This is a genomic window from Micromonospora sp. NPDC049274, from assembly GCF_040678875.1.
In the GTDB taxonomy this organism is placed as follows: domain Bacteria; phylum Actinomycetota; class Actinomycetes; order Mycobacteriales; family Micromonosporaceae; genus Micromonospora.
The window spans coordinates 300,721-325,455 of sequence record NZ_JBFAQS010000004.1; the positions used below are offsets into that span (position 1 = coordinate 300,721).

Below are 24,735 nucleotides of genomic sequence, written 5' to 3' on the forward strand. Positions count from 1 at the left end.
CTGCCGATACCGCACGCGTCCGGGCTCGACCGCGCGGCGGAACGGCTGTTCGTGATCAACCGCCGAACGGACGACGTGGCCGGTCCGCCGACGGATGACATGATGTGCCGACAACAGCTGACGCTACGAGGAAGGGTGCTGCTGTCCGATGGCGCACTTCGAGGCCCGCACGTCCACGACACCCGGGCGGATCGTGGTCACGCTGACTGGTGAGTGCGACCTGGCGGCCCAGCCTGAGCTGACGGTCGTGCTGTCCGCGGCGGTGCGCGCCGCGCCGGTGGTGGTGGTCGACGTCGGCGGGTTGCGCTTCCTCGACTCCACAGGCCTGCACGGCCTGGTGACCGCCCACCAGGAGGCCCGCGCCAACGGCCGCCACCTGTACGCGGTGAACGCCGCCGGCCCGGTCGCGACAGTCCTCGACATCACCGGCATCGGTAACCTGCTGCGCCCGCCCGCCGACGACCCGCGGCTGGCGGGCTGATGGCGGCCAACCAGCGGGAGACCCGCGCCGTCGCCGAACAGCTCGCGCCCGCCCTGCCGACGGACACCATGGCGTACGAGGTGGCGACCGACCTGCGGGAACTGCGGGCGTTCGTCTGTGCCGGCGCCACCGCCCGGGGCCTGCCGGCCGAGCGGGTGGAGCTGCTGGCGCTTGCGGTCAGCGAGCTGGCCACCAACACGTTGCAACACACCGCCGAGGGTGGACGGGTCCGGCTCTGGGCCGAGGGTGACCAGTTGTTCTGCGACGTCGTCGACCAGGGCCCGACGCGGGCGTTCGGCCGGGGCATGCCGGCCGCCGACGCGGTACGAGGCCGCGGGCTGGCCATCGTCGAGCAGATCTGTGACGAGGTGGCCGTGTTGGCAGCCGGTGAGGGCACCGTGGTCCGCATCCGACTGGCACTGTGAGTCGAGCGGCTCTGGGCAGCACGCGCACGGCCAGGGTGCACGGAACGCGCCACCGCGCCGATGCGCCCACGTCGAGGCGGCGCCGGCTGCCACAATGCGGTCAGTCCGGACGGTGGCGCCGGGCGCAGCAGACCAGGAGGACGGCCATGCCGGACAGCGCACGCGAGGCGGAGCTGCTCGACGCCGAACGCACCCTGCAGGCCGCGCAGCGGGCTGGTGACGTCGCGGCCCTCGACCAGTTGCTCGTCGACCAGCTCATCGCGATCGGCCCCGACGGCCGCCAGCACGGCAAGGCCGAGGACCTGGCCGCGCACCGGGACCGCACCTCGATCATCGAGGAGCTGGTCGAGGAGGAGCTGGACCTGCTCGTCGTCGGCCGGACGGGTGTGACGTTCTTCCTGGGCCGGGTCGCCGGGGTGTTCGACGGTCAGCCGTTCGCGGCCCGCCTGCGCTACACGCGGACCTGGGTCCACGACGACCCGCACGGCTGGCGGATCCTCGCCGCCCACATCAGCCCGGTCTGACCCACACGACTGGGCTGTCCCGCTCAGCTCACGGTGGCGTCGAGCGGGCCGATGCGCAGCACGCCGTCGTCGAGGGGCGTACAGCGGATGCCGCCCGTGGTGCGCAGCGCCTTCCAGGCGCCCGGCCCGACCGTGACGTCCATCCAGGCGCACGGCCGGGCCGCGCGGTTGACCCGCAGGCTGACCGGGCCGTCGCCGGAGTCCAGGATCAGGACCTTGCCGATCAGCTCGTCCACGGCGATGCCTGTGGTGAGGATGTTGCGGCGGACCTCCGCCAGGCCGATGCCCGCCGGCAGGGACTCCTGGGCGATCACTGTCACGCTGGCGTCGCGGTGCGCCGGTTTGCCGAAGTAGCGGTCGCCGACGATGCCGAGGCCGGCCCGGATCTGGACGGCGTCGACCAGCTCACCGGGCGGGGCCGGCGTCGGACCGTCGGAGGGCCGGCCCCGGAACCGGTGCACGGGCGAGGCCAGCAACTCGACGATCTGCATGGCACGGATTCTACGAACCGGAGGACGCCTCCGGGCGCGGTCAGACCGCCAGGGCCGCCCGGACGTCCCGCTCCGCTGTGACACCGCCGTCGCCGTCCGAGGTGACCCGGCCGGACTCCAGCACGTGGTAGCGGTCCGCCACCCGCAGCGCGAAACCCAGGTGCTGCTCGACCAGCAGCACACTGAACCCGGACTGCCGGGTCAGCTCGACGATCCGCTCCTGGATCTCCGCGACCACCGACGGCTGGATGCCCTCGGTCGGCTCGTCGAGCATCAGGAGCCGCGGCCGGGTGATCAGCGCACGGGCGATGGCCAACTGTTGGCGCTGGCCGCCGGAGAGCAGCCCGGCCCGCCGGCGCAGCAGCGGGCGCAGCGCCGGAAACAGGTCCAGCACCTCCGCCGTGGCCACCGCGCCGTCGCGCCGGCCGTCGGCGACCAGCCGCAGGTTCTCCGCGGCGGTCAGGTGCGGGAAGCACTGCTGGCCCTGCGGGACGTACGCCATTCCGCGCTGCACCCGCTCGTGCGGCGCGAGACGGGTGACGTCCTCGCCGTCCAGCTCGACGGTGCCGGCGCTGGGACGCAGCAGGCCCGCCGCGACCCGCAGCAGGGTGCTCTTGCCGGCGCCGTTGTGCCCGAGCACCGCGGCCACCCCGTCGGGCGGGACGGCGAGGTCCACCCCGTGCAGCACCCTTGAACGCCCGTATCCGGCGTGCACCCCGCGCAGGGTCAGCATCATGCCTCCAGACCGCTGGGGGCCGACCCGGCGGCGACCGGGTGGCCAAGGTAGACCTCCTGCACACGCGGGTCCGCCTGGACCTGCGCCACCGTGCCCTCACTGAGCACCTTCCCCGCGTGCAGCACGGTGACGCTGCGCGCGAACCGACGCAGGAAGTCCATGTCGTGCTCGATCACCACCACCGTGCGGTCCCGGCTCACCGTCTCCAGCAGCGCCCCGGTGGCGTCGCGCTCCTCGTGGCTCATCCCGGCGACCGGCTCGTCGAGCAGCAGCAGCCGCGCGTCCTGCACCAGCAGCATGCCGATCTCCAGCCACTGCTTCTGGCCGTGCGCGAGCGTCCCGGCGAGCTGGTCGGCCCGCCCGGTCAGACCGATGGTCTCCAACGCGGCCGCCACCTCGTCGGGGATCCCACGCCGCCGGCGGGCCAGGGTCACCCAGCTGCGCCGGGCGCCGGCCGCGATGTCGAGGTTCTGCACGACCGACAGCTCCTCGAAGATCGTCGACGTCTGGAAGGTCCGCCCGATGCCGAGTCGGCTGATCCGGTGCACCGACCGACCGAGCAGTTCCTGGTCACCGAACCGCACCGAGCCGGTGGCCCGCACCAGGCCGGTGATCGCGTCGACGAGTGTGGTCTTCCCGGCGCCGTTCGGGCCGATCAGGAACCGGATGTCGCCGGCGGGCACCTCCAGCGAGACGCCGTCGACGGCGGTGAAACCGTCGAAGCTGACCCGCACGTCACGGACGGACAACCCGTCCAACCGCTCGCCGCTCATGCCGTGCCGGCTGGGCATGCGCTCACGGCCCTCGCTTCGCTCGGTGCGATCGCTCATGCCGCCTCCGTCCGTTCGGCGCGACGTCGACCCAGCGGTGACCACCCGCGCCGCGCCGGCTGCGCGCCGACGTCGCGACGGCGGGCCAGCGCCCACAGCGACGCCAGGCCGCCGGGAAGGAACGCCACCACGACCACGAAGAGCAGACCCTGCAGGTACGTCCAGGTGCCCGGGAAACGCTCCGACAGGGCGGTACGCGCCCAGGCCACCGCCACCGCGCCGAGCACCGGGCCCAGCAGCGTGGCCCGGCCGCCCACCGCTACCCCGATGACGAACTCGATCGACGGGACGATCCCGATCAGCGCGGGCGAGATGATGCCCACCGCCGGCACGAACAGCGCACCGGCCAGCCCCGCCATGCCGGCCGCGACCACGTACGCCACCAGCTTGACCGACGCCGGGTCGTAGCCGAGGAAGCGGACCCGCTCCTCGCCGTCGCGGACCGCCACCAGCAGCTCGCCGTAGCGGCTCTGAATGAGCTGACGGGTCAGCGCGAGCAACGCCAGCAGGACGCCGGCGATGATGAAGTACACCATCCGCTGGTTGACCGGGTCGTCCAGGTCGTACCCGAAGAAGCCCTTGATGTCGGTGAGCCCGTTGGTGCCGCCCGTGGTGCCCTGCTGCCCGATCAGCAGGATCACCATCGCGGCGGCGAGGGCCTGGCTGAGGATGGCGAAGTACGCGCCGCGGACCCGGCGGCGGAACACGAGCGAACCGAGCCCGAAGGCGACAACCATCGGCAGCAGCACCGTGGCGGGCAGCGCGAACCAGGGGCTGGCGAACGGCCGCCACCACAGCGGCAACTCGTCGAGCTGCCCGTACAGCTGCATGAAGTCGGGCATCCCACCGGGACCCGCGTCGGCGAGCTTGAGGTGCATGGCCATCGCGTAGCCGCCCAGGCCGAAGAAGACGCCCTGGCCGAGGGTGAGCATGCCGCCCCGACCCCAGGCGATCCCGATGCCTACCGCGACCATGGCGACGCAGAGGTATTTGGCGAGCAGCGCCAGCCGGAAGTCCGACAGGAGCAGCGGCGCCACGGCGAACAGCAGCGCCGCGCCGAACGCGAAGCCGGCAACCGTCCGCAGCCGCGAACGGCCGCCGGACCGGGCCGGGGGCGCAGCGCCGGCCGAGGCCGGGGCCGGCGCGGTGGCGGTGCTCGGAGGCGCGGGCGTCACGGCGGTCATGCGAGGCTCCTCGTCCGCAGGGTGAACAGGCCCTGTGGCCGCCACTGGAGGAATGCGACGATCGCCACGAACACGATCACCTTGGCGACGCTGAGGGTCGTCAGGTACTCCCCGGTGGCCTGGAGGACGCCGAGGGCGAAGGCGACGATCACGCTGCCCTTGAGCTGGCCGATCCCGCCGACCACGACGACCAGGAAGGCGTCGATGATCAGGTTGGTGCCCATGGTCGGGCCGATCGGGCCGAGCAGGGTCAGCGCCACCCCGGCGAGCCCGGCCAGGCCGGAGCCGAGGAAGAACGTCGTCCGGTCGACCCGGGCGGTGGGGATTCCGGACACCGCGGCGAGGTCGCGGTTCTGCACCACCGCGCGGATCCGGCGACCCAACGGGGTGACCCGCAGCGCCAGGGTGAGCGCCGCGACGGCGGCCAGGGCCAGCGCCAGGATGAACAGCCGGTTGTTGGCGACGGTCAGCCCGCCGGGCAACGCGACGTTGCCGGTGAGCAGGTCCGGCGCGCGGGTCTGCACGTTCGGGCTGCCGAAGACGTCGCGGGCGAGCTGTTGCAGCATCAGCGACACACCCCAGGTGACCAGCAGGGTGTCCAGCGGGCGGGCGTAGAGCCGGCGGATCAGCAGGACCTCCAGCAGCACACCCATCGTGCCGGCGACCACGAACGCCACCGGCAGCGCGACCACAAGCGACAGGCCCGCGCCGGTGATGCTCTGCTGCAGGACGTACGTGGTGTACGCGCCGGCCATGATGAACTCGCCGTGCGCCATGTTGATGACGTTCATCTGGCCGAAGGTCAGCGCCAGCCCGAGCGCGATGAGCAGGAGCACAGCGCCGATGCTGATGCCCGTGAAGAGTTGACCGAAGAGGACTGTCACGGTGGGTACTCCGTACTGCTGGTCGGGTGGCCCGGGCGAGCCCCGCGGCAACGCGCCCCGCCCGGGCCGGCGTCGTCAGCTCAGGCCGCTCGCCCACGGGTAGGTCTTGAGGTACGGGTCCGGAGCGACGGGCTTGCCGGAGTTCCACACCTCGGTGATCAGACCGTCGGCGCCGACCTTGCCGACCCGGGCGGTCTTGGCGATGTGCTGGGTCTTCCCGTCGACGGTGACAAGACCCTCCGGCGCGTCGAAGGTGATCCCGTCGGAGGCGGTGCGGACCTTCTCGACGTCGAACGCGCCGGCCTTCTCGACCATCGCCTTCCACAGGTACACGCTGACGTAGGCGGCCTCCATCGGGTCGCTCGTCGGCTTGTCCGCGCCGTACTTCGCCTTGTACGCGGCCACGAACTTCGTGTTCGCCGCGCCGGGCGTGGTCTGGTAGTAGTTCCAGGCGGTCAACTGGCCCTCCAGGTACTGGGTGCCGATGCCCTTGACCTCCTCCTCGGCGATCGACACCGACACCACAGGCATCACCGCGGCGGTCAGGCCGGCGGACTTGTACTCCTTGAAGAAGGCCACGTTGCTGTCACCGTTGAGGGTGTTGAACACGGCGTCCGCCCCGGAGGACTTGACCTTGTTGACGATCGTGCCGAATTCGGTGGACCCGAGCGGCGCGTAGTCCTCGCCGAGCACTGTCATCCCGTTGGCGGCCGCGTACGCCTTGATGATTTTGTTGGCGGTACGGGGAAAGACGTAGTCACTGCCGACCAGATAGACCGACTTCGCCCCCTGCGCCTTGAGGTAGTCGAGGCCGGGAACGATCTGCTGGTTGGTCGTCGCCCCGGTGTAGAAGATGTAGGGCGACTGTTCCAGACCCTCGTACTGCACGGGGTAGAACAGCAGCGCCTTGTTCTTCTCGAACACCGGCTTGACCGCCTTGCGGCTCGCCGACGTCCAGCAGCCGAAGACGGCGGCCACCCGATCCTCGGAGATGAGCTTCTCGGCCTTCTCCGCGAAGGTCGGCCAGTCCGAGGCGCCGTCCTCCCCGACCGGCTGGATCTTCTTGCCGAGCACGCCGCCGGCCGCGTTGATCTCCTCGACGGCGAGCATGATGGAGTCGCGGACGGTGACCTCACTGATCGCCATGGTGCCGGAGAGCGAGTTGAGCAGGCCCACCTTGACGGTGTCGCCGGAGACGTCGGCGGTGACGCCGGCCGCGCCGCCCTCGTCGGATGTCTTGCTGCCGCAGGCGGTCAGCGCGGCCGCGGTGACGAGGGTCAGGGCGCCCGCCAGGATGCGGCGGCTCCAAAGAAGTGACATCTATTCTCCCTGCGGTGCACTCAAGTGGCGAATGGACGGTCGGTGCGGTCCGGTGGAGCTGCGTCGGCGATGCCGAGGTCGACGGGTGGACGCCGCCTCTGGCCATCGCATCGGGTACGGGCAGGGAAAGCGTCGACCGACTTGATTGCGTGAGTGTTTCCCAGTCCTTAATTGACTGTTTCCCACGACCTTGTTGAGGCGCCCACCACAATGGCCGGTACCGTCAGTCGAAGACGGTGCCGGCCAGGGAGAATCCTGCGATAAAATTGCCACCACAAAGGCCGGCGAACAGATTCCGCCGACGGTGGACACACATTCGCGGCATCCGGCCCTCGGCCAGATCCTTCACGCAGGAAGCATCTTAGGGTCGAGCCGGGTGGGGCTGTCAAGGGCCGGGAACGGCGGTCAGAGCTGGGCGAGCACCGTGAAGTCGAGACCGTCGGCCTCGGCGAGGTAGATCCGCTGGCGTACGTGCCGCCGCCGCAGTCGCAGCCGACCGCGCGGCCCGTGGTACGCCACCGTGTCGGCCGCCGTCTCGATCGCCCGCACGTCGAGGGTGCGGGCCTGCCCGATCAGGGCGGCGAGCAGCATCACGCCCTCGTAGCAGGACTCCCCCAGGCTGCCCAACGGCGGCGCCTCCACCCCGAACCGGCGGGCGAACTCGCCGTGGAAGTCGAGATTCTCCTGCGTCACGAGGCCCGCGAAGAACCCCGCCGTGCTGTAGAGCCGCCGCGTCGCGCCGACGCCGCTCGCCAGGAGCATGTTCTCGTCCATCAGGGTGCTCAGCCGCAGGCAGCGCTGATCCATCCCGGCGCGGGCGAACGCCCGGTTGAACCGCACCGCGTCGGCGCCGACGAGCAACATCACCACCGCGTCGGCCTCGCTGCGCTCGATGTGGCGCAACACGTCGTCGAAGTCGTGCGCCTCCAACGGCAGGAACGCCTGCCCCACCACCCGCCCACCGCCGCGCAGCGCGTACCGCTGGGCGGCCCGCGCGGTGCGCCGCGGCCACACGTAGTCGTTGCCGACCACGAACCAGCGTCGTACGCCCTGCTCTCCGGCGAGCAGCCGCATCGCGGGCCACAGTTGGGCGTCCGGCGTCTCGCTGGTCAGGAACACCCCCTCGGTACGCTCACCGCCCTCGTACAGGGCGGTGTAGACGTACGGCACCCGGTGTGCGACGCGGGGCGCCAGCGCCTGCCGCACCGAGGAGATGTGCCAACCGGTCACGCCCTGCACGGCGCCCACCGACACCAGCGCCTCGACCTCCGCGGCCACCTCGGCCGGCGGGGCGCCGCCGTCGACAGGCACCAGCCGCACCTCGCGGCCCAGCACCCCACCACACCTGTTGATCTCCTCGACCGCGAGCTGGGCGCAGAGCTCGCAGGTCGGGCCGAACATTCCCGCCGGCCCGCGCATCGGATAGACCAGCGCGATGCTGACCACGGCCCGATCGACGGTGAGCCACGGCGGTGCCGGCGCGGACATGAGCACATGATTGCCCGGCCCACGTCGGAAGACCAGAGCTCACCACGGACCGGGACGACTCGGTAACATGGCAGGGCCACCGGACCAGGGAGATCCATGTCAGACGTGCCCGGGGCGCCAGCCGACCTGCTGCGCTCGCTCACCCGCGCCGAACGGCTGCTCTCCCGCCGGCTGGGCGCCGTCCTTGCCGACGATGAGCTGACCACCGAGGCGTGGCGGGTGCTCTGCCTGCTCGCCGACGGTCAGGGTCATCCGATGAGCGAGGTGTCCGCCGAGGCGTCGCTGCCGCCGGGCACCCTCACCAAGCTGGTCGACCAGCTCGTCGACCGTAACCTCGTCTTCCGGCGGATCGACCCCCTGGACCGCCGACGGATCCGCGCCTACCTGACCGCCCGGGGCCGCCGCGAACACGCCCGCCTCGACGAGCGGGTCCGGGCGAGCCTCGCCGACCTGGGCGTACCGGCCGACTCCGCCCTCATCGGCCACCTCGACGACCTGATTGACCGCCTCGACCCGGCCCGTCCTCGCGATCACGCCGACGCGACCGGCTCGCGCCACTGACCCGGTCCCTGCGGTCACTCCACCTTGGTGAGAAGCGGCTTACCCTTCTCGACGACGTACGTGGCCAGTTCGACGGCGACGCCAGTGCCCACGTTGCGTGCCTGGTGGTGGACGCCGTACGGCACGGTGAGAGCGTCACCGACGTTGCACACCACCGGTGACTGGCCCTCGAGGGTGTATTCCAGCGATCCCTGAAGCACGCAGATGATCTCTTCGCCGGGGTGGAAGTGCTTGAATGGCGGTGAGTCCGGCGTGAATTCCACCCGACTCTGGATGACCTCACGGCCCTCGATGCTGAGATCGTGTCTCTGGAGGTCGACACGCCACAGCCCAGGAGCGCCCTCCACGGCTGTCGGACTGATGCCCGCGGGTCGATCTTTCCCACTCATCACGGCCTCCTGTGAGCCGTCATTCCGAACGGCAGTCGCTCCGGTTGGCACATCCTTTCGAGGATAAGAAGCCGCGGGACCGTCAGGTGCGGGGATGCGCGAACGGGGCAGACTCCCACGATCGTGTACACGGTCGGGGAGCTCCTGCGGCAGTGGCGACGACGACGCCGAGGGATCAGCCAGCTCGACCTGGCGAAGCCCTGGGCCCGAGGATCCGATGGGCGTACGCGTCGACGTCGACGTTCTCCACCGTCACCATCTCAGGATGCCGTGATGCGGCCGCCTCGAAGCAGGTTGAGTTGGTAGTGGACCGCGGCTGACACTCGCTGATGATCGTCGGTGGCCAGCAGGTCGAGCAGGGCGCCTCTGAGCACTGCGAGGGCGAGGGTGCGCCGGGCGGCGCCTTCCGCGCTTTCCCTCTCCTGGGGCGGCTGGTGGGCGGCCAAGACGGTGAGCCAGTCACTCACCGTCGCCGCGGCGAAGCCGCCCCACGCGCCGTCGGGTTCAACAAGCGAGCTGGCGTAGGTCTCGGCCCACAGCTTCAGCAACTGCTGATGCTGTGCGGCGGCCAGCCACGTCCACAGGCGCTCGACCGCGGCGGCCAGGTCGACGACCGCGCGGTCACCTGACATCCCGATCTGGTCGAGGATCGCGAGCTCGTCGGCGCGGGCCCGGGCCAATACTGCCCTTACCAGGCCGTCCTTGTTGCCGAAGAGGAAGACCAGGACGCGCGGGCTGGAACCGATCGCCGTAGCCAGGGGGCGCAGAGACAAACGCGCCAGGCCGTTCTCGAGCACGTACCGGTAGGTCGCTTCCAGTAGTTCGACCTTGCGCGCCGAGGGGATCGTCGTCTCTGTGGTCACCGTCGTAGTCTAACTTCTACTGAAACAGTCGTTTCACTAGTTGGGAAGCTGATCATGAAGCGAGACCAGCAGCCGTCGGTCAGCATCACCGTGCGCCCGGCCGACCGTCCCGGTGATGTTGGCTGGGTGGTGATGGCCCATGGCGAGGTCTACGACCTGCAGTTCCGTTGGAATACCGACTTCGAGGCGTTAGTCGCGAAGATCGTCGCCGACTACGCCCTCGGCCATGACGAGTCTCGCGAGGCCGCGTGGATCGCCGAAGCCGAGGGCGAACGCGTCGGATGTGTCTTCCTGTTGACCGGTGATCAACCCGACACGGCTAGGCTGCGCCTCCTCCTGGTCACCCCGGCCGCCCGCGGTCTCGGTGCCGGCACCCGCCTCGTCGAGGAGTGCCTCTCCTTCGCCCGACAGGTCGGCTACCGGCAAGTCGTCCTGTGGACCAACGACGTGCTCACCTCCGCGCGCCGGATCTACCAGGGCGCCGGATTCACGCTCACCGAGGAGAAGCCGCACCACAGCTTCGGCCATGACCTGGTCGGCCAGACGTGGACCCTGACGCTCTAGCATGTCGCCCGGAGAACGACCCATGATCGCGCGAAGCCGGCGGGCCACCGCCACCGCGGACGGCGCCCGCTGGTACGAGAAGCACTTCCGCACCACAGTCCTGCCCGGATCGAGGGCGATACCGGATTTTCGAGGGGATCGACTGTCGGGCTCGATCACTCCTCGCACACGGTGAGGTGAGCGCGCAGGGTGTGCGCGTCGGGGGCGGTGGCCGTCCACAGGGTCGCCGGGCCACCGGCCAACGGCAGCCGGGCGACGGTGCCTTCAGCCGTCGCGGGCTGGGCGGGCCGCGACGGGTCCACCACCAGCAGCGAGCCGGTGGCCGGGGCCCCGCCGAGCACGGCGGGGCCGGCCCAGCCGGGTGCCTGCGGGCCCACTGCCAGCGACTGACGCAGCAGCGGCAGGCCGTCGTAGTCGACCTGGGTGTGCACGACGGCACTCCCGGGCGCCTCGCCGTACCGGCCGCAGATCAACTCGTCCCGCCAGCTCAGCCTCGCCCCGGCGGCCAGCTCGATCCGGGATTCGGCGAGGTGGGCGCAGCCGGCCGCCGCGACCAGTTGCTCGGGCAGCCAGTGCAGTGCCGCGCCGTCGTGCACCACCGCCCGCACCGCCATCCGTGACACCGCGCCGGGTCGGCCGGGCAGGGCCACCGAAGCGGCGACGCTGTGCACCCGTACCGCCGCTCCCGGTCCCACGTCGATCTCCAGGCGGAGGTCGTCGCCGGCGAGCGGGCCGGCGGCCCCGCCCACGACGTGCACTGTCGCGACGCCACCATCGCCCGGCGTCTGCCGTAGCAGCAGCGGCGTCTCGCCGTGCAGCTCGGTCAGGACCGTGCCGCCCCGGCCGTCGGCGCGGGCCACCAGCCGGGCGAGCGCTCGCATCAGGAGGGGCCGGCCGGCGTGGCGACGGGGTGCAGGGCCGCGTGGTGGGCCAACTCGTGCCGGATCCAGTCGGCGACCCCACCCGCCGTCGGGTCGCCGACGATCGACAGGAAGAGGGTCGGGAGGTCGCCGCGGCGGGCACGCGCGTCCCGGTCCATCACCGCGAGGTCGGCGCCCACCATGGGCGCCAGATCGGTCTTGTTGATCACGAGCAGGTCCGCGGACGTGACTCCGGGCCCGCCCTTGCGCGGCACCTTGTCCCCGCCGGCCACGTCGACCACGAAGATCTGCCGGTCGACCAGGCCCCGGCTGAACGTGGCGGTCAGGTTGTCCCCGCCGCTCTCCACCAGCACCAGGTCCAGCGGGCCGAGCGCCTCGGCAAGCTCGTCCACGGCGTCGAGGTTGGCGCCGATGTCGTCGCGGATGGCGGTGTGCGGGCAGCAGCCGGTCTCCACCGCGCGGATCCGGCTCGGGTCCAGGACGCCGGCCCGCTTGAGGAAGTCGGCGTCCTCGGTGGTGTAGATGTCGTTGGTCACCACGCCGAGCCGCAACTCGTCGGCGAACGCCCGGCAGAGGGCTGCCACCAGGGCGGTCTTACCGGATCCGACAGGTCCGCCGATGCCGACCCGCAGCGCTCGGCCCGACCGGGCCAGCGGCGGGTGTGGGTCCACCCCCGGTTCGGGATGGGTGTGCGGGACGGTCTCGTCGTGCGGTGGGATCGGCCCGGCGGCGGGCACAGCGGCGGATACAGCGGTCGGCTCAACAGTGTCAGGACGCAAAGAGACGCACCTCCCAGGTGGCGTGGGCTTCGGCATGGATGTCGGCGAGCGGGGCGGCGGCGGCCGGCAGCCGCTCGGGTGGATCGTCGGCGGCGCGTGCCGCGTCGGCGGCCGTGCCGTCGCACAGGTCGGCGAGGCCGACCAGCAGGGCCTGGACCTGGTAGGGGTCGAGGCCGAGCAGACGTACGCCGGCACTGGCCGCACCGGTCACCGTCCCGTACACGGCGACCGTGGCGGTCTCGGTGCGGCTCAACCCGGCGGCGGCGCAGAGCAGCCCGAGCACCAACGGCTGGTGCGCTCCCCCGGGTGTGACGGGCAGGTCACCGAACGACGCCTGCGGCCAGATGGTCCGTCCGGCGCGCAGCAGCGCCCGCCCCTGGCGGCGGGACACCGCCCGCAGCGCCGGGGCGGCCGTCCGCGCGTCCAGCTCCGCGTCGAGCTGGGCCAGCGCACGTGACCGCACGGCGGAACCGTCCGGCGCACCCGACCGCCCGCCGTTCTCGGCGAACGCGTCGCGCGCAGCGGCGGTCCCGCCGGAATCGGCCGGCGCACCCGACCGTCCGCCGGAATCGGCCGGCGTGGGACCCCGTCCGGCGGGATGGCCGCGTCCGAGCGGTCGCGCGCCGGGCTGGGCTGGGTCGGCGGCGGCGCCACCGACCGGCAGCGCTACCCGGTGCGCCGCCGCCGCGAACGCCGCGCCGACCAGCCCGGCGGTGGTCAGCCGGCCGACCAGGAACGACTCCAACGAGGCCAGGTCGGTGACCCGGCCGGCGGCGACGGCCGCCTCCAGGCCGCCGGAGTGCGCGTGCGCGCCGGCCGGGAAGCGGCCGTCGGCCAGCAACAGGAGCAGGCTCGACGTCGCCATCAGAACAGGAAGTACCGCTGGGCCATCGGCAGCTGAGGCACCGGGTCCGGCTCCACCACCTCGCCGTCGATCCGCACGGTGAAGGTGTCCGGGTCCACCTCGATGTGCGGCATGGCGTTGTTCTCCGGCAGGTCCGCCTTGCCCCGGGACCGCACGTCGGCGACCGGCACGACCCGCCGCCGCACGTCCAGGCGTAGACCGGCGTCCAGGGCGGCCGGTGCCACGAACGTCAGGCTGGTCGCGGCCGCCGCAGCGCCGTACGCCCCGAACATCGGGCGCGGCAGCATCGGCTGCGGCGTCGGGATCGACGCGTTGGCGTCACCCATCTGGGCGTACGCGATCATGCCGCCCTTGAGCACGAGGTGCGGTCGTACGCCGAAGAACGCCGGGTCCCAGAGCACCAGGTCGGCGAGCTTGCCGGGCTCGACCGAGCCGATCTCCCGCTCCAACCCGTTGGCCATCGCCGCGCAGATCGTGTACTTCGCCACGTACCGTCGCGCGCGGTGGTTGTCGGCCGCACCGTCGCCCGGCAGCGCGCCCACCCGCTCCTTCATGACGTGGGCGCTCTGCCAGGTCCGCAGGATCACCTCGCCCACCCGGCCCATCGCCTGCGCGTCGGAGCCGATGATGGAGATCGCGCCCAGGTCGTGCAGGAGATCCTCGGCGGCCATTGTGGACGGTCGGATCCGGCTCTCGGCGAAGGCCAGGTCCTCCGGCACCGACGGGTTGAGATGGTGGCAGACCATCAGCATGTCCAGGTGCTCGGCGAGGGTGTTCCGGGTGTACGGGCGGGTCGGGTTCGTCGACGACGGCAACACGTTCGGCTCGCTGGCCACCGTGATGATGTCCGGCGCGTGCCCGCCTCCCGCTCCCTCGGTGTGGTACGAGTGGATCGCCCGTCCAGCGATCGCGCGCAGCGTGTCGGCCACGAACCCGGCCTCGTTGAGGGTGTCGGTGTGGATCGACACCTGCACCCCGGAGGCGTCCGCCACCCGCAGGCAGGCGTCGATCGCCGCCGGTGTGGTGCCCCAGTCCTCGTGCAGTTTGAAACCGCCCGCGCCGGCCCGCAGCTGTTCCCAGAGCGCCTCGGTGGAGACGGTGTTGCCCTTGCCGAGCAGCAGCACGTTGACCGGCAGCGTGTCCAGCGCCTCGTGCATCCGGGCCAGGTGCCAGGCGTTCGGGGTGACAGTGGTGGCCCGGGTGCCCTCGGCGGGACCGGTGCCGCCGCCGACGAGCGTGGTGATGCCGCTGGCGAGCGCCTCGGTGACGATCTGCGGGCAGATGAAGTGCACGTGGGTGTCGACCGCGCCGGCGGTGAGGATCCGGCCGTTGCCGGCGATCACCTCGGTGGCCGGGCCGATGACCAGGTCGGGGTGGACGCCGGGCATGGTGTCCGGGTTGCCGGCCCGGCCGAGGGCGACGATCCGCCCGTCCCGCAGCCCCACGTCGGCCTTGACCACACCCCAGTGGTCGAGCACCACGGCGCCGGTGATGACGGTGTCGAGGGCTCCCTCGGCGCGGGTGGCCCGCGACTGTCCCATCGACTCGCGGATCACCTTCCCACCGCCGAAGACGGCCTCGTCGCCGCCGACGCAGTGGTCGGTCTCCACCTCGATCAGCAGGCTCGTGTCGGCCAGCCGGATGCGGTCGCCGGTGGTGGGTCCGTACAGGTCGATGTAGCGGTCCCGCCGCACGGCGCTCACCGCGCCGGCCCGTCGCTCGCCGGCACGTCGCTCGCCAACATGGCCCGGGATGCGTCGTCCAGCGGGCCGGCGCACTCCCCGCGCAGGCCCGGCACGATGCGCGCGCCGCCGAGCGGGACCAGGTCCACGCTGCGGCTCACGCCCGGCTCGAAACGGACCGAGGTGCCCGCCGGTACGGCGAGGCGCTGCCCCCAGGCGGCGTCCCGGTCGAAGTTCAGGGCCGGGTTGGTCTCGGCGAAGTGGTAGTGCGAGCCCACCTGCACCGGCCGGTCGGCGGTGTTGACCACGACCAGTGTGGTCACCGGCCGGCCCACGTTGATCTCCACCGGGCTGGCCGCCGGCAGGATCTCTCCGGGGATCACGGGATCGGGTGGTGCACCGTCACGAGCTTGGTGCCGTCCGGGAACGTGGCCTCCACCTGCACCTCCCTCAGCAGCTCGGGGATGCCGTCCTGGACGTCGTCGCGGCCGAGCACGGTCCGGCCGGCCGACATGAGGTCGACCACCGACCGGCCGTCGCGGGCCCCTTCGAGCAGGAAGGCGGTGATCATCGCGACGGCTTCGGGATAGTTGAGGCGCAGGCCGCGTTCGCGGCGGCGCCGGGCGACATCGGCCGCGACGTGGACGAGCAGGCGGTCCTGCTCGTGGGGGCTGAGGAACACGGGGACTCTCCGGTGGTGATCGGCGTGTCCGGCTCGCCGTCGGCTCCGCGTGGAGCCTCGCCGGGCAGCAGTCACCCGGGGTACGAGCTGGAGTCACACGTCCGCCGGAACTCCCGCCCACGGGGTGGCCCGGGACTCCACCATCCCGGCCCGCGCGACGAGCATCCGGCGGTGTTCGGTCGGATGCGGACCGCACCGCCCACCGCTTCAGCAGACCGTAGAGGATCGTCACCGGCCGGGGCAACAGTCCGTTCGGGATCGACGGCGACACCGCCCCGGTCCATCCGCGCAGACGAACCGGCGCGGCGATCGGTGGCAGTTCAGCAGGGCGGTGCGCGGTGTGTCGAGTTGCTCAGCTGCCACCGATCAGGGACGCGGGTCGCGGGCGAGGTGTCGACGTCCCGGCGAACGGGACGTCGACGTGGTCCGCCGACCCCGGCTGGCCGTCGGGGTGCCGCCACAGGCCGCGCTCGCGCAGGATCGGCAGGACGCCCTCGCCGAACCAGTACGCCTCCTCCAGGTGCGGATAGCCGGAGAGGATGAACTCGTCGATGCCCAGCGCGTGGTACTCGGCGATCCGGTCGGCGATCTCGCGGTGACTGCCGACGAGTGCGGTGCCCGCGCCGCCGCGGACCAGCCCGACACCGGCCCACAGGTTGGGCGAGACCTCCAGGCTGTCGCGGGAGCCGCCGTGCAGGTCGAGCATCCGGCGCTGCCCCTCGGACTCGCTGCGGCGCAGGCCGTCCTGCACCGCCTGGATGTCGGCCTCGGAGATGCCGCTGAGCAGGCGGCGGGCCTGTGCCCACGCCTCGTCGGCGGTGTCCCGGGCGATGACGTGCAGTCGGATGCCGAACCGCAGGGCCCGGCCGGCGTCGGCGGCCAGCGCCCGCACCCGGTCCAGTTTGTCGGCGACCTGGGCCGGGGGCTCGCCCCAGGTGAGGTAGACGTCGCTGTGCCGCACCGCCACCGGCAGGGCGGCGGCGGACGAGCCGCCGAAGTAGACAGGCGGCGTCGGGTCGGGCAGCCGGTGCAGCCGCGCCTGCTCGACGCGCAGGTGGTCGCCGTGGTGGTCGACCGTCTCACCACGCCACAGCGCGCGGACGACGTGCAGGAACTCGTCGGCCCGCGCGTACCTGGCGTCCTTGTCCAGGAAGTCGCCGTACGCCCGCTGCTCCGAGGACTCTCCGCCGGTGACCACGTTGAGCAGCAGACGGCCCCGGGACAGTCGCTGGAACGTCGAGGCCATCTGAGCCGCGAGGGTGGGTGAGGTCAGGCCGGGCCGGAAGGCCACCAGGAACTTGAGGCGTTCGGTGACCTCGGTGAGCATCGCCGTGCTCAACCAGGCGTCCTCGCACCACGCGCCGGTGGGGGTGAGCGCGCCGACGAAGCCGAGCTGCTCGGCGGTGCGGGCGATCTGACCCAGGTAGGCCACGCTGGCCGGTCGGGCGCCTCCGGCGGCCCCCGTCGGCACGCCGTGGCCGCCGCCGACGACGTCCCGGCTGTCGCCGTTGGTGGGCAGGAACCAGTGGAAGGTGAGGGTCATCGGGGCTCTTTCCTCCAGTGCGCGGCGGTGCGGGTGCGGGCGGCGCGCGCGGTGAGGCGGGCACCTCCTGAGGGGTGGGACGATCCCGGCGACAGCCTACCCATAAAACCTATCGGGTTAGTAGGCTACCGCCCACGCCACCCCACGCCGGTCGATGCGGCCCGGCGCACCTGCCCGATCCAAGGAGCCGCCATGCGTACCCCCTCGCCGAGTCATCCCCCGCGTCGCCGCCTGCTGACGGCGGCGTTCACCGCAGTGGTCCTGCTCGCCGGCGCCGCCGTGAGCGCCTGCGGCGAGTCCGCCGACGCCGAAGGCAAGGCGGGCAAGCTGCGGATCGGCTACCAGCGCTTCGGAGGGCTCAGCCTGGTCAAGGCGCGCGGCGAGACCCCGGGCGTCGAGTGGTCGCTGTTCGAGAGCGGGCCGGCGCTCACCGAGGCGCTCAAGGCCGGTTCGATCGACATCGGACAGGTCGGCGAGGCCCCACCCGTCTTCGCCGCCGCCGGAAAGATCCCGTTCTCCATCATCGGCACCTCGGCGCCGATTCCGCAGGGTGAGGCGGTGCTCGTCAAGGCCGACAGCGGCTACCGCAGCTTCGCCGACCTCAAGGGCAAAACCATCGCCCTCAACAAGGGCTCCAACGTGCACTGGCTGCTGGTCCGGCTGCTGGAGGCCAACAAGATGACGTTGCAGGACATCAAGGTCAAGTACCTCAAGCCGGCCGAGGGGCGACCCGCGTTCGACAGTGGGCAGGTCGATGCCTGGGTGATCTGGGACCCGTACTTCGCGCTGGCCGAGCAGCCGGGCGTGCGGGTGCTCGCGGACGCGACCGGCCTGGCCAGCAACCGCGAGTACGTGCTGGCCGCCCCCGACGCGGTCGCCAAGCGCACGGACGACATCCGGGCGTTCCTGCAGCGCTACCGCGAGGTGACCGACTGGGGCATCGCGAACCCGCAGGAGCGGGCCCGCACGCTCGCGCCGGAGCTGAAGATCCCGGAGGACGTCACCAGCCGCGCCCTGGACCGCAGCGCCAAGCCGCTCGCCCCGGTCACCCCGGCCATCGGCGACGAACTCCAGGCCATCACCGACAGCTTCATCGCGCTGGACCTCATTCCGGGCCCGGTGGACATCAGAAGCCGGGTGGACGACCGCTTCAGCGCGGTGTTCCAGTGAGCCGTACACCTCTGTTGGAAACGCCACCGGAGGCCGCGGCCGTCGCGGCGCCCGACCTCCGACGACCCCGGCCGACCCGGCGGTGGCGACGGCTGGTCAGCCCGGTCGTGCTGGTGCTGGGCTGGGAACTGGCCGCCCGCACCGGGGTGCTGGCGCCGGAGAAGCTGCCCGCGCCGAGCGACGTGCTCGCCACCGGTTGGCGACTGTCCCGCGACGGAACGCTCGCCGTCCACCTCCTGGACTCGCTCACCCGGGCCGGCGCGGGGCTGCTCATCGGCGGCGTCCTGGCGCTGGTCCTGGGTACGGTGGCCGGGCTGTTGCGCCTCGGCGACGACCTGGTCGACCCGCCGGTGCAGATGGCCCGGATGCTGCCGCACCTGGGCCTCGTGCCGCTGCTGATCATCTGGGTCGGCATCGGCGAGTCGTTGAAGATCAGCCTGGTGGCCCTGGGCGCGTTCTTCCCGATCTACTTCAACACCTACGCCGGAATCCGGGACATCGACGAACGGTTGGTGGAGGCGGCCCGCGCCTGCGGTCTCGGGCAGGCCGCCCGGCTGCGCCACGTGGTGCTGCCCGGCGCGCTGCCGTCGCTCTTTCTCGGCCTGCGCCTCGCGATCGGGGCGGCCTGGCTCAGCCTCGTCGTCGGTGAGCAGGTCAATGCCCAGACCGGCATCGGTTTCCTGATGATGGAGGCGCGGGAGTTCAGTCAGACCGACGTCGTGGTCCTCGGCCTGCTCGTCTACGCGCTGCTCGGGCTGATATCCGACCTTGCCCTGCGCGTTGCGGAGAGGAGGATGTTGACATGGCGACGCGGACTGCGAGCCAGCTGACCGGCGCGACGCCGGTGCTGACCGCCCACGCGATCCACCGGGCCTTCGGGCCGGCGGTCGTGCTGGCCGGGGTCGACCTGACCATCGCGCGGGGTGAGGTGGTGGCCCTGCTGGGCTCCAGCGGTTCCGGCAAGAGCACCCTCCTGCGGGTCCTCGCCGGCCTGGACGGCGACGCCAGCGGCGAGACGGTCGTGCACGGCACCGCTGCCGTGGTCTTCCAGGAACACCGGCTCCTGCCCTGGAAGCGGGTGGCGGCGAATGTCGGGCTCGGCCTGTCCGGCCCGGACACCGCCGGTCGCGTCGACAGGGCGTTGCGGGAGGTCGGGCTTGCCGAGCGGCACCGGGCCTGGCCGGCCGAGCTGTCCGGCGGGCAGGCGCAGCGGGTGGCCGTCGCGCGCGCCCTGGTCCGCGAACCGGACCTGCTGCTGCTCGACGAACCGTTCGGGGCCCTGGACGCGCTCACCCGGCTGCGGATGCAGGTGCTGCTGCGCCGGCTTCGCGCCGAGCACGGCTTCGCCGCCCTGCTTGTCACCCACGACGTGGAGGAGGCGCTGCTGCTCGCCGACCGGATCCTGCTCCTCGACGACGGCCGTATCGCCGCGGAGCTGCCCGTCGACCTCGGCCCCACCCGTACGCCTGACGACCCGGGCTTCGGCGCGCTGCGCCGCCACCTGCTCGACCGACTCGGCGTTCCCACCACCTGAACGAGCGGAGACCCGATGACCCGCTGGACGCCCGACCCCACCTTCTACCCGTCGCCCAGTGAGGCGGCGACCGCGCCGGCGGAGAAGCTCGCCTACGTGGCGGCCTTCGACCGGACGGCCAGCCGCCCGGACGCCATCGCGGTGCTGGACACCAACCCCGACTCCCCCGACTACGGCCGGGTCGTCGGCTGGACCGACCTGCCGCACCTCGGCGACGAGGTGCACCACTTCGGGTGGAACGCGTGCAGCAGCGCGCTCTGCCCGACCGCCCCACACCCGCACGTCGAACGGCGCTACCTGATCGTGCCCGGCCTGCGCTCGTCGCGCATCCACGTGCTCGACACCCAGCCCGATCCGCGCCAACCGCAGGTCGTCAAGGTGATCGGGCCGGAAGAGCTGTCGAAGCGGGCCGGCTACTCCCGGCCGCACACCGTGCACTGCGGCCCGGACGGCATCTACCTGTCCGCCCTCGGCGGCGCGGACGGCGCCGAGGGCCCGGGTGGCATCGCGATCCTGGACCACACCACGTTCGACGTCCGTGGGGCGTGGGAGGCCGACCGGGGCCCGCAGTTCCTGGCGTACGACGTGTGGTGGCACCTCACCCAGGACGTGCTGGTCACCAGCGAGTGGGGCACCCCGTCGATGATCGAGGACGGGATCATCGGCGAGCTGCTGCTGGGCCGACGCTACGGCCACGCCATCCACTTCTGGGACCTCGCGAAACGTCGGCACGTGCAGCGGGTGGACCTGGGTGACCAGTACCAGATGCCGCTGGAGCTGCGCCCGGCGCACGATCCGAGGAAGTCGTACGGGTTCGTCGGGGTGGTGATCAGCGTCGAGGACCTGTCCGCCTCGGTCTGGCTGTGGCACCGCGACGGGGACGCCTGGGCGGTCACCAAGGTGATCGACATCCCGGCCGAGCCGGCCGACCCGGCGGATCTGCCCGATCTGCTCAAGCCGTTCGGCGCGGTGCCGCCGCTGGTGACCGACATCGACCTGTCGGTGGACGACCGGTTCCTCTACGTCTCCTGTTGGGGCACCGGGGAGCTGCGCCAGTACGACGTCAGCGACCCGCTGCACCCGGTGCAGACCGGTTCGGTGCACCTCGGCGGGATCGTCCGCCGCACCGCGCATCCGTCCGCACCGGACGAGGCCCTCGCGGGTGGTCCGCAGATGGTCGAGGTGAGCAGGGACGGGCGGCGGGTCTACGTCAGCAACTCCCTCTACGGCGCGTGGGACGACCAGTTCTATCCGGACGGGGTCGGCGCCTGGCTGGCGAAGCTCGACGTCGACGTGGACGCCGGCGGCCTCACGCCCGACGAGAGGTTCTTCCCGCACGGTGAGGAGTTCCGGGGCCGGCGGGTGCACCAGACCCGCCTGCAGGGCGGGGACGCGTCCTCCGACTCGTACTGCTTCCCGTGACCGTCGGGACCCTCGCCACGCTCGCGGCGCTCGGCGCGTTCCACGGCCTGAACCCGGCGATGGGCTGGCTGTTCGCGGTGGCCCGGGGCCTGCAGGAACGCAACCGGGCGGCACTGCTGCGCGCGCTGCCACCGATCGCGGCGGGGCACCTCGCGTCGGTGGCGATCGTCGCCGCCCTGGTCACCGCGACCAGGTCGGTGACGGCGAGCACCGCCCTGGCGGTGGTCGGCGGCGTGCTGCTGGTCGGGTTCGGGTTGTGGCGGCTGCTCTCCGAGCGGCACTTCCGCTGGGCGGGGATGCGGCTGTCCTCGGCACAGCTCGCCGGCTGGTCGTTCCTCATGTCGTCGGCGCACGGCGCGGGGCTGATGCTGCTGCCGGTGCTGGTCGCCGAGCCGGTGCCCGGAGGTCACTCCGGGCACCTGGCCGCCGCGCCGGTCGGCGCGCTGACCGGATTGGCGGCGGCGGGCGTGCACACCGTGGCAATGCTGGGCACCGCGTTCGTCGTGGCGATGCTCGTCTACCAGGTGCTCGGGGTCGGGGTGCTGCGTCGGGCCTGGTTCAACGTCGACAGGCTCTGGGCCGGGGTGCTGGTGGCCGCGGGGTTGGTGACGCTGATCCGGGCGTGACCGTCCATCGTGGAAACGTGTGATGTGTGATCTCATGTCGCCATGGTCACTCCGACTCCGCTCATGCAGCTCGTGGCCGGCGTGTGGGGGTTCAAGACCCTCGCGGCCGGCGTCGACCTCGGTCTGTTCACCCGGCTAGCCGGCGGGCGGACGATGACAGTCGAACAGGCCTCCGCCGAGTTCGGGCTGCCCGACCGGCCGGCGGACCTGCTGCTCGCCGCGTGCGCCTCGCTCGGCCTGCTCGAGAAGGCCGGCGACGCCTACCGCAACACCGAGTTGGCCGAGCAGTTCCTGGTCGAGGGCCGCCCCTACTACTTCGGCGCCCAGATCCGCTACTCCGACCTGCGCACCTACCTGCCGTGGCACCGGATCGGCGACGCGCTGCGCACGGATAGACCGTTGACCTGGGACCCCGAGTCGCAGCAGTCCATGTTCGACACCGAGGACCCGCTGATGCTGGCGCAGTTCTGGGACGCCATGTATTCGACGTCCAGCTTCACGGCGAGCGCGCTTGCCGACGCGTACGACTTCTCCGCGTACCGTCGGCTGCTCGACGTGGGTGGCGGGGCCGGCGCGTTCCCGATCGAGTTCTGCCGCCGCCTGCCCGAGCTGCGGGCGACGGTCCTGGACCTGCCGCACGTGTGCGTGCGGGCGCGGGAGCGGATCGCGGAGGCGGGTCTGATCGATCGGATCGACGCGGTGGCCGGCGACTTCCTCGCCGATCCCGCGTTGCCGGACGGGCACGATGTCGTCCTGCTCAGCATGATCCTGCACGACTGGGACGAGCCGACGAACCGGGCGCTGCTGGCGAGGTGTCATGAGGCGCTGCCGCCCGGCGGGGCGATAGTCGTCTGCGAGCTGCTGCTCAACGACGAGCGCACCGGGCCACCGGAGGCGGCTCTGATGGGCATGAACATGCTTGTCGAGACCGAGGGTGGCCGGAACTACTCGGCCGCCGAGTACGGCGCGTGGCTCACCGACGCCGGGTTCGTCGACGTCCGTACCGTGCCGTTCGACGCCCCCGGCGCGAACGGCGCGGTGGTGGCCCGCCGACCGTGAAACGCCGACGGCACCCGACCCGGGAAGGGGTCGGGTGCCGCAGCGTCATCGTGACGCTGGCGTCCGATCGGCTACCGGTACTCGTCAGGCGCGAGCCTTGGCCGGCTGCTTCATGAAGTCCATGATCGCCTTGTTGACCTCGTCGGCGTGCGTCCACGGGATGCCGTGCGGCGCGCCCTTGAGCGTGATCAGATTGGCGGTCGGCATCATCGGCCCGAGCCGCTGACCGGTCACCGGGTAGGGCAGCACCCGGTCCTGGTCACCCTGCATGATCAAGATCGGCACGTCGATCTTCGGCAGGTCGGGGCGGAAGTCCTCCTGCCAGGCGTCCACGCTGTCGTGAGTGGCCCTGGCGGAGGCCATCGCACCGATCTGCCAGTGCCCCCGGTACGCGTCCTCGCTAACCCGCTTGCCCATGTTCTGGTCCGGGTTGAAGAACGCGTCGCAGAACGACGTCAGGTAGGCGTAACGGTCCTTGATGATGGCCTGCTGGAACCCCTTGAAGAGGTTCGTGTCGACGCCCTCCGGGTTGTCCTTCGCCTTGGCCAGCATGGGTTGCAGCGGGCTGAGCAGCACACCGCGACTCACTCGCTGGGAGCCGTAGTTGGCCAGGTAGCGGACCACCTCGCCGGTGCCCATCGAGTGACCCACGAGTGTCGCGTCGTGAAGGTCCAGCTCGGTCATCAGCACGTCCAGGTCTGCGGCGAACGTGTTGTAGTCGTATCCGAACGCCGGCTGGGCGGAGTTACCGTAGCCGCGTCGATCGTAGGTGATCGTCCGGTATCCGGCGTTGAGCAGGGCGTTTGTCGCCTTTTCGAAGGTCGCCCCGTTGAACGGGAAGCCTGCGATCAGCACGACCGGCTGACCGGATCCGTGGTCCTCGTAGTACAGGTCGATGGGTGCGGAGTTTTCCGTCCCCACGGTGATGAAAGGCATGTTTTTCTCCTGCTCCGGTGTGGGCTGTCGGACGCCCCGCGCTTTCCCGTCGGGTCGCCGGATATGCGGCCGACCGCCGTTGCCCAGGTCAGGCCGCAAAACCGCGCCCAACATCGACAATTATCGACACCTTCGGTAGTGTCGCCGGTAGGAAAGTTTCGGCGTACCGGAGGTGGGCATGCTTCGAAGAATCCCCGCGACGCTGGCCGTCGGAGCGGCCGTGGCCGCCCTGGGCGCCACGCCGGCCCAGGCCGACCCGGTGGTGCCACGGCACGCCATCGTGGTCTGCCAGAGCGCCAGCTTCTACGCCAACTACGACTCCGCGGGCGGCCCCACCGGCCTGAAGCGCACGCTCGTCTACGGCAACAAGATCGGTCACACCCCGGGCGCGCACCCGGTCTACAACGGGTGGGCCGCGTCCTTCGACTTCGGCCCGAACGACTGGGGTTACCTGCGCGCCGAGTGCATCGGCGGGTACGACTCATGGTGAGCGCCCGGGTGGTCGCCGGCCTGCTGGCCGGTGTCGCCGCCGCGGCGCTCGCCGCGCCGACGCCCGCGCTGGCCGCCAACGGCACGGTCGGCGAGCGGGAGACGGTGTGCGCCAGCGACCTGTTCGTCCGCACGCAACCCAACGGCGCCTGGATGGGCACCCTCTCCCAGGGTCAGACGTTCCTGGTCGAAGGTCCCCGCAGCGGCGGCTACATCTACGGCTTCGCCTACGGGCACATCAACAGGCGCGGCTGGGTGCAGGACGGCTGGTTCTGCTGACCGGCCGGCGCTGCGGCCGGATCGGGGTGACCCGAACGCAGCGACTAC

General features: G+C 71.7%; 30 protein-coding genes. 13 read left to right on the top strand and 17 right to left on the bottom strand.

Features of this window, described 5'->3' with window-relative positions; genetic code table 11:
* Positions 1-148: 148 nt before the first annotated feature.
* The 3 genes from AB0K10_RS10275 to AB0K10_RS10285 all read left to right on the top strand — a co-directional run bounded on the left by AB0K10_RS10275 (position 149) and on the right by AB0K10_RS10285 (position 1,430).
* Positions 149-481 (top strand): STAS domain-containing protein, encoded by a 333-nt coding sequence (locus tag AB0K10_RS10275; RefSeq protein WP_363681911.1) that lies wholly within the window; start codon positions 149-151, stop codon positions 479-481.
* Positions 481-906 (top strand): ATP-binding protein, encoded by a 426-nt coding sequence (locus AB0K10_RS10280; RefSeq protein WP_363681913.1) that lies wholly within the window; start codon positions 481-483, stop codon positions 904-906. Before AB0K10_RS10275 ends, AB0K10_RS10280 begins: the two co-directional genes overlap by 1 nt.
* A gap of 146 nt (positions 907-1,052) precedes the next feature.
* Positions 1,053-1,430: a nuclear transport factor 2 family protein gene (locus AB0K10_RS10285; protein ID WP_363681915.1), complete on the top strand. Its 378-nt coding sequence runs from the start codon at positions 1,053-1,055 to the stop codon at positions 1,428-1,430.
* A gap of 23 nt (positions 1,431-1,453) precedes the next feature.
* Here the strand turns inward: AB0K10_RS10285 and AB0K10_RS10290 are convergent, their stop codons facing one another.
* The 7 genes from AB0K10_RS10290 to AB0K10_RS10320 form a co-directional block, all read right to left on the bottom strand.
* Complete coding sequence (locus AB0K10_RS10290) at positions 1,454-1,921, bottom strand: molybdenum cofactor biosysynthesis protein (RefSeq protein WP_363681917.1); 468 nt, start codon at positions 1,919-1,921, stop codon at positions 1,454-1,456.
* A 40-nt stretch (positions 1,922-1,961) separates the two neighbouring features.
* Entirely contained in the window at positions 1,962-2,657 is a 696-nt protein-coding gene (gene urtE / locus AB0K10_RS10295; protein ID WP_266243402.1) for an urea ABC transporter ATP-binding subunit UrtE, read from the bottom strand.
* Positions 2,654-3,487 carry an urea ABC transporter ATP-binding protein UrtD gene (gene urtD / locus AB0K10_RS10300; protein ID WP_363681919.1) on the bottom strand — a complete coding sequence of 278 codons (834 nt, stop codon included), beginning with the start codon at positions 3,485-3,487 and terminating at the stop codon, positions 2,654-2,656. Before urtD ends, urtE begins: the two co-directional genes overlap by 4 nt.
* The gene (gene urtC, locus AB0K10_RS10305) at positions 3,484-4,671 is read right to left on the bottom strand and encodes an urea ABC transporter permease subunit UrtC (protein ID WP_363681921.1); all 1,188 of its coding nucleotides are present in this window, start codon (positions 4,669-4,671) and stop codon (positions 3,484-3,486) included. Before urtC ends, urtD begins: the two co-directional genes overlap by 4 nt.
* On the bottom strand, positions 4,668-5,555 hold the full coding sequence (urtB, locus tag AB0K10_RS10310) for an urea ABC transporter permease subunit UrtB (protein WP_363681923.1): 888 nt from the start codon (positions 5,553-5,555) through the stop codon (positions 4,668-4,670). The genes urtC and urtB overlap by 4 nt, the downstream gene beginning before the upstream one ends.
* 75 nt (positions 5,556-5,630) lie before the next feature.
* Positions 5,631-6,875: an urea ABC transporter substrate-binding protein gene (gene urtA, locus AB0K10_RS10315; RefSeq protein WP_363681925.1), complete on the bottom strand. Its 1,245-nt coding sequence runs from the start codon at positions 6,873-6,875 to the stop codon at positions 5,631-5,633.
* A gap of 405 nt (positions 6,876-7,280) precedes the next feature.
* Positions 7,281-8,363, bottom strand: a complete 1,083-nt coding sequence (locus AB0K10_RS10320) for a substrate-binding domain-containing protein (protein ID WP_363681927.1) — start codon at positions 8,361-8,363, stop codon at positions 7,281-7,283.
* Positions 8,364-8,459: 96 nt separating this feature from the next.
* On the opposite strand from AB0K10_RS10320, the gene AB0K10_RS10325 reads away from it, so the two are divergent.
* Positions 8,460-8,924 (top strand): MarR family transcriptional regulator, encoded by a 465-nt coding sequence (locus AB0K10_RS10325; RefSeq protein ID WP_363681929.1) that lies wholly within the window; start codon positions 8,460-8,462, stop codon positions 8,922-8,924.
* A gap of 14 nt (positions 8,925-8,938) precedes the next feature.
* On the opposite strand, the gene AB0K10_RS10330 is transcribed toward AB0K10_RS10325, so the two are convergent.
* Positions 8,939-9,313, bottom strand: a complete 375-nt coding sequence (locus tag AB0K10_RS10330) for a cupin domain-containing protein (RefSeq protein ID WP_363681931.1) — start codon at positions 9,311-9,313, stop codon at positions 8,939-8,941.
* 260 nt (positions 9,314-9,573) lie between these two features.
* Complete coding sequence (locus AB0K10_RS10335; protein WP_363681933.1) at positions 9,574-10,176, bottom strand: TetR/AcrR family transcriptional regulator; 603 nt, start codon at positions 10,174-10,176, stop codon at positions 9,574-9,576.
* A gap of 54 nt (positions 10,177-10,230) precedes the next feature.
* On the opposite strand from AB0K10_RS10335, the gene AB0K10_RS10340 reads away from it, so the two are divergent.
* Positions 10,231-10,740: a GNAT family N-acetyltransferase gene (locus AB0K10_RS10340; protein ID WP_363681935.1), complete on the top strand. Its 510-nt coding sequence runs from the start codon at positions 10,231-10,233 to the stop codon at positions 10,738-10,740.
* 155 nt (positions 10,741-10,895) lie between these two features.
* Here AB0K10_RS10340 and AB0K10_RS10345 read toward each other — a convergent pair whose 3' ends face one another.
* The 7 genes from AB0K10_RS10345 to AB0K10_RS10375 form a co-directional block, all read right to left on the bottom strand.
* Positions 10,896-11,621 (bottom strand): urease accessory protein UreD, encoded by a 726-nt coding sequence (locus AB0K10_RS10345; protein ID WP_363681937.1) that lies wholly within the window; start codon positions 11,619-11,621, stop codon positions 10,896-10,898.
* Positions 11,621-12,400, bottom strand: a complete 780-nt coding sequence (gene ureG / locus AB0K10_RS10350; RefSeq protein ID WP_363681939.1) for an urease accessory protein UreG — start codon at positions 12,398-12,400, stop codon at positions 11,621-11,623. Before ureG ends, AB0K10_RS10345 begins: the two co-directional genes overlap by 1 nt.
* Complete coding sequence (locus tag AB0K10_RS10355; protein ID WP_363681941.1) at positions 12,390-13,265, bottom strand: urease accessory UreF family protein; 876 nt, start codon at positions 13,263-13,265, stop codon at positions 12,390-12,392. Before AB0K10_RS10355 ends, ureG begins: the two co-directional genes overlap by 11 nt.
* Complete coding sequence (locus tag AB0K10_RS10360; protein ID WP_363681943.1) at positions 13,265-14,968, bottom strand: urease subunit alpha; 1,704 nt, start codon at positions 14,966-14,968, stop codon at positions 13,265-13,267. The genes AB0K10_RS10355 and AB0K10_RS10360 overlap by 1 nt, the downstream gene beginning before the upstream one ends.
* Positions 14,965-15,330: an urease subunit beta gene (locus tag AB0K10_RS10365; protein WP_363681944.1), complete on the bottom strand. Its 366-nt coding sequence runs from the start codon at positions 15,328-15,330 to the stop codon at positions 14,965-14,967. The genes AB0K10_RS10360 and AB0K10_RS10365 overlap by 4 nt, the downstream gene beginning before the upstream one ends.
* A complete protein-coding gene (locus tag AB0K10_RS10370; RefSeq protein ID WP_007461188.1) occupies positions 15,327-15,629 on the bottom strand; it encodes an urease subunit gamma in 303 nt (100 codons plus the stop codon). The genes AB0K10_RS10365 and AB0K10_RS10370 overlap by 4 nt, the downstream gene beginning before the upstream one ends.
* A gap of 352 nt (positions 15,630-15,981) precedes the next feature.
* Positions 15,982-17,172 carry an LLM class flavin-dependent oxidoreductase gene (locus AB0K10_RS10375; RefSeq protein ID WP_363681946.1) on the bottom strand — a complete coding sequence of 397 codons (1,191 nt, stop codon included), beginning with the start codon at positions 17,170-17,172 and terminating at the stop codon, positions 15,982-15,984.
* A 192-nt stretch (positions 17,173-17,364) separates the two neighbouring features.
* On the opposite strand from AB0K10_RS10375, the gene AB0K10_RS10380 reads away from it, so the two are divergent.
* From AB0K10_RS10380 to AB0K10_RS10405, 6 genes are read left to right on the top strand one after another with little or no spacing between them, the layout of a single operon-like run.
* Positions 17,365-18,342, top strand: coding sequence for an aliphatic sulfonate ABC transporter substrate-binding protein (locus tag AB0K10_RS10380; protein WP_363681948.1), 978 nt, complete (start codon positions 17,365-17,367; stop codon positions 18,340-18,342).
* On the top strand, positions 18,339-19,172 hold the full coding sequence (locus AB0K10_RS10385; protein ID WP_363681950.1) for an ABC transporter permease subunit: 834 nt from the start codon (positions 18,339-18,341) through the stop codon (positions 19,170-19,172). Before AB0K10_RS10380 ends, AB0K10_RS10385 begins: the two co-directional genes overlap by 4 nt.
* On the top strand, positions 19,145-19,876 hold the full coding sequence (locus AB0K10_RS10390) for an ABC transporter ATP-binding protein (protein WP_363681952.1): 732 nt from the start codon (positions 19,145-19,147) through the stop codon (positions 19,874-19,876). Before AB0K10_RS10385 ends, AB0K10_RS10390 begins: the two co-directional genes overlap by 28 nt.
* 15 nt (positions 19,877-19,891) lie before the next feature.
* Positions 19,892-21,298 carry a selenium-binding family protein gene (locus AB0K10_RS10395; RefSeq protein WP_363681954.1) on the top strand — a complete coding sequence of 469 codons (1,407 nt, stop codon included), beginning with the start codon at positions 19,892-19,894 and terminating at the stop codon, positions 21,296-21,298.
* The gene (locus AB0K10_RS10400; protein WP_363681956.1) at positions 21,295-21,924 is read left to right on the top strand and encodes a hypothetical protein; all 630 of its coding nucleotides are present in this window, start codon (positions 21,295-21,297) and stop codon (positions 21,922-21,924) included. The genes AB0K10_RS10395 and AB0K10_RS10400 overlap by 4 nt, the downstream gene beginning before the upstream one ends.
* A 42-nt stretch (positions 21,925-21,966) precedes the next feature.
* Positions 21,967-22,983, top strand: a complete 1,017-nt coding sequence (locus tag AB0K10_RS10405) for a methyltransferase (RefSeq protein WP_363681958.1) — start codon at positions 21,967-21,969, stop codon at positions 22,981-22,983.
* An 84-nt stretch (positions 22,984-23,067) separates the two neighbouring features.
* Here AB0K10_RS10405 and AB0K10_RS10410 read toward each other — a convergent pair whose 3' ends face one another.
* Entirely contained in the window at positions 23,068-23,919 is an 852-nt protein-coding gene (locus AB0K10_RS10410; protein ID WP_363681960.1) for an alpha/beta hydrolase, read from the bottom strand.
* 178 nt (positions 23,920-24,097) lie between these two features.
* On the opposite strand from AB0K10_RS10410, the gene AB0K10_RS10415 reads away from it, so the two are divergent.
* Together AB0K10_RS10415 and AB0K10_RS10420 are read left to right on the top strand one after the other, a co-directional pair.
* The gene (locus AB0K10_RS10415) at positions 24,098-24,409 is read left to right on the top strand and encodes a hypothetical protein (protein ID WP_363681962.1); all 312 of its coding nucleotides are present in this window, start codon (positions 24,098-24,100) and stop codon (positions 24,407-24,409) included.
* Complete coding sequence (locus tag AB0K10_RS10420) at positions 24,403-24,687, top strand: hypothetical protein (protein WP_363681964.1); 285 nt, start codon at positions 24,403-24,405, stop codon at positions 24,685-24,687. Before AB0K10_RS10415 ends, AB0K10_RS10420 begins: the two co-directional genes overlap by 7 nt.
* The last annotated feature ends 48 nt before the right edge of the window (positions 24,688-24,735 follow it).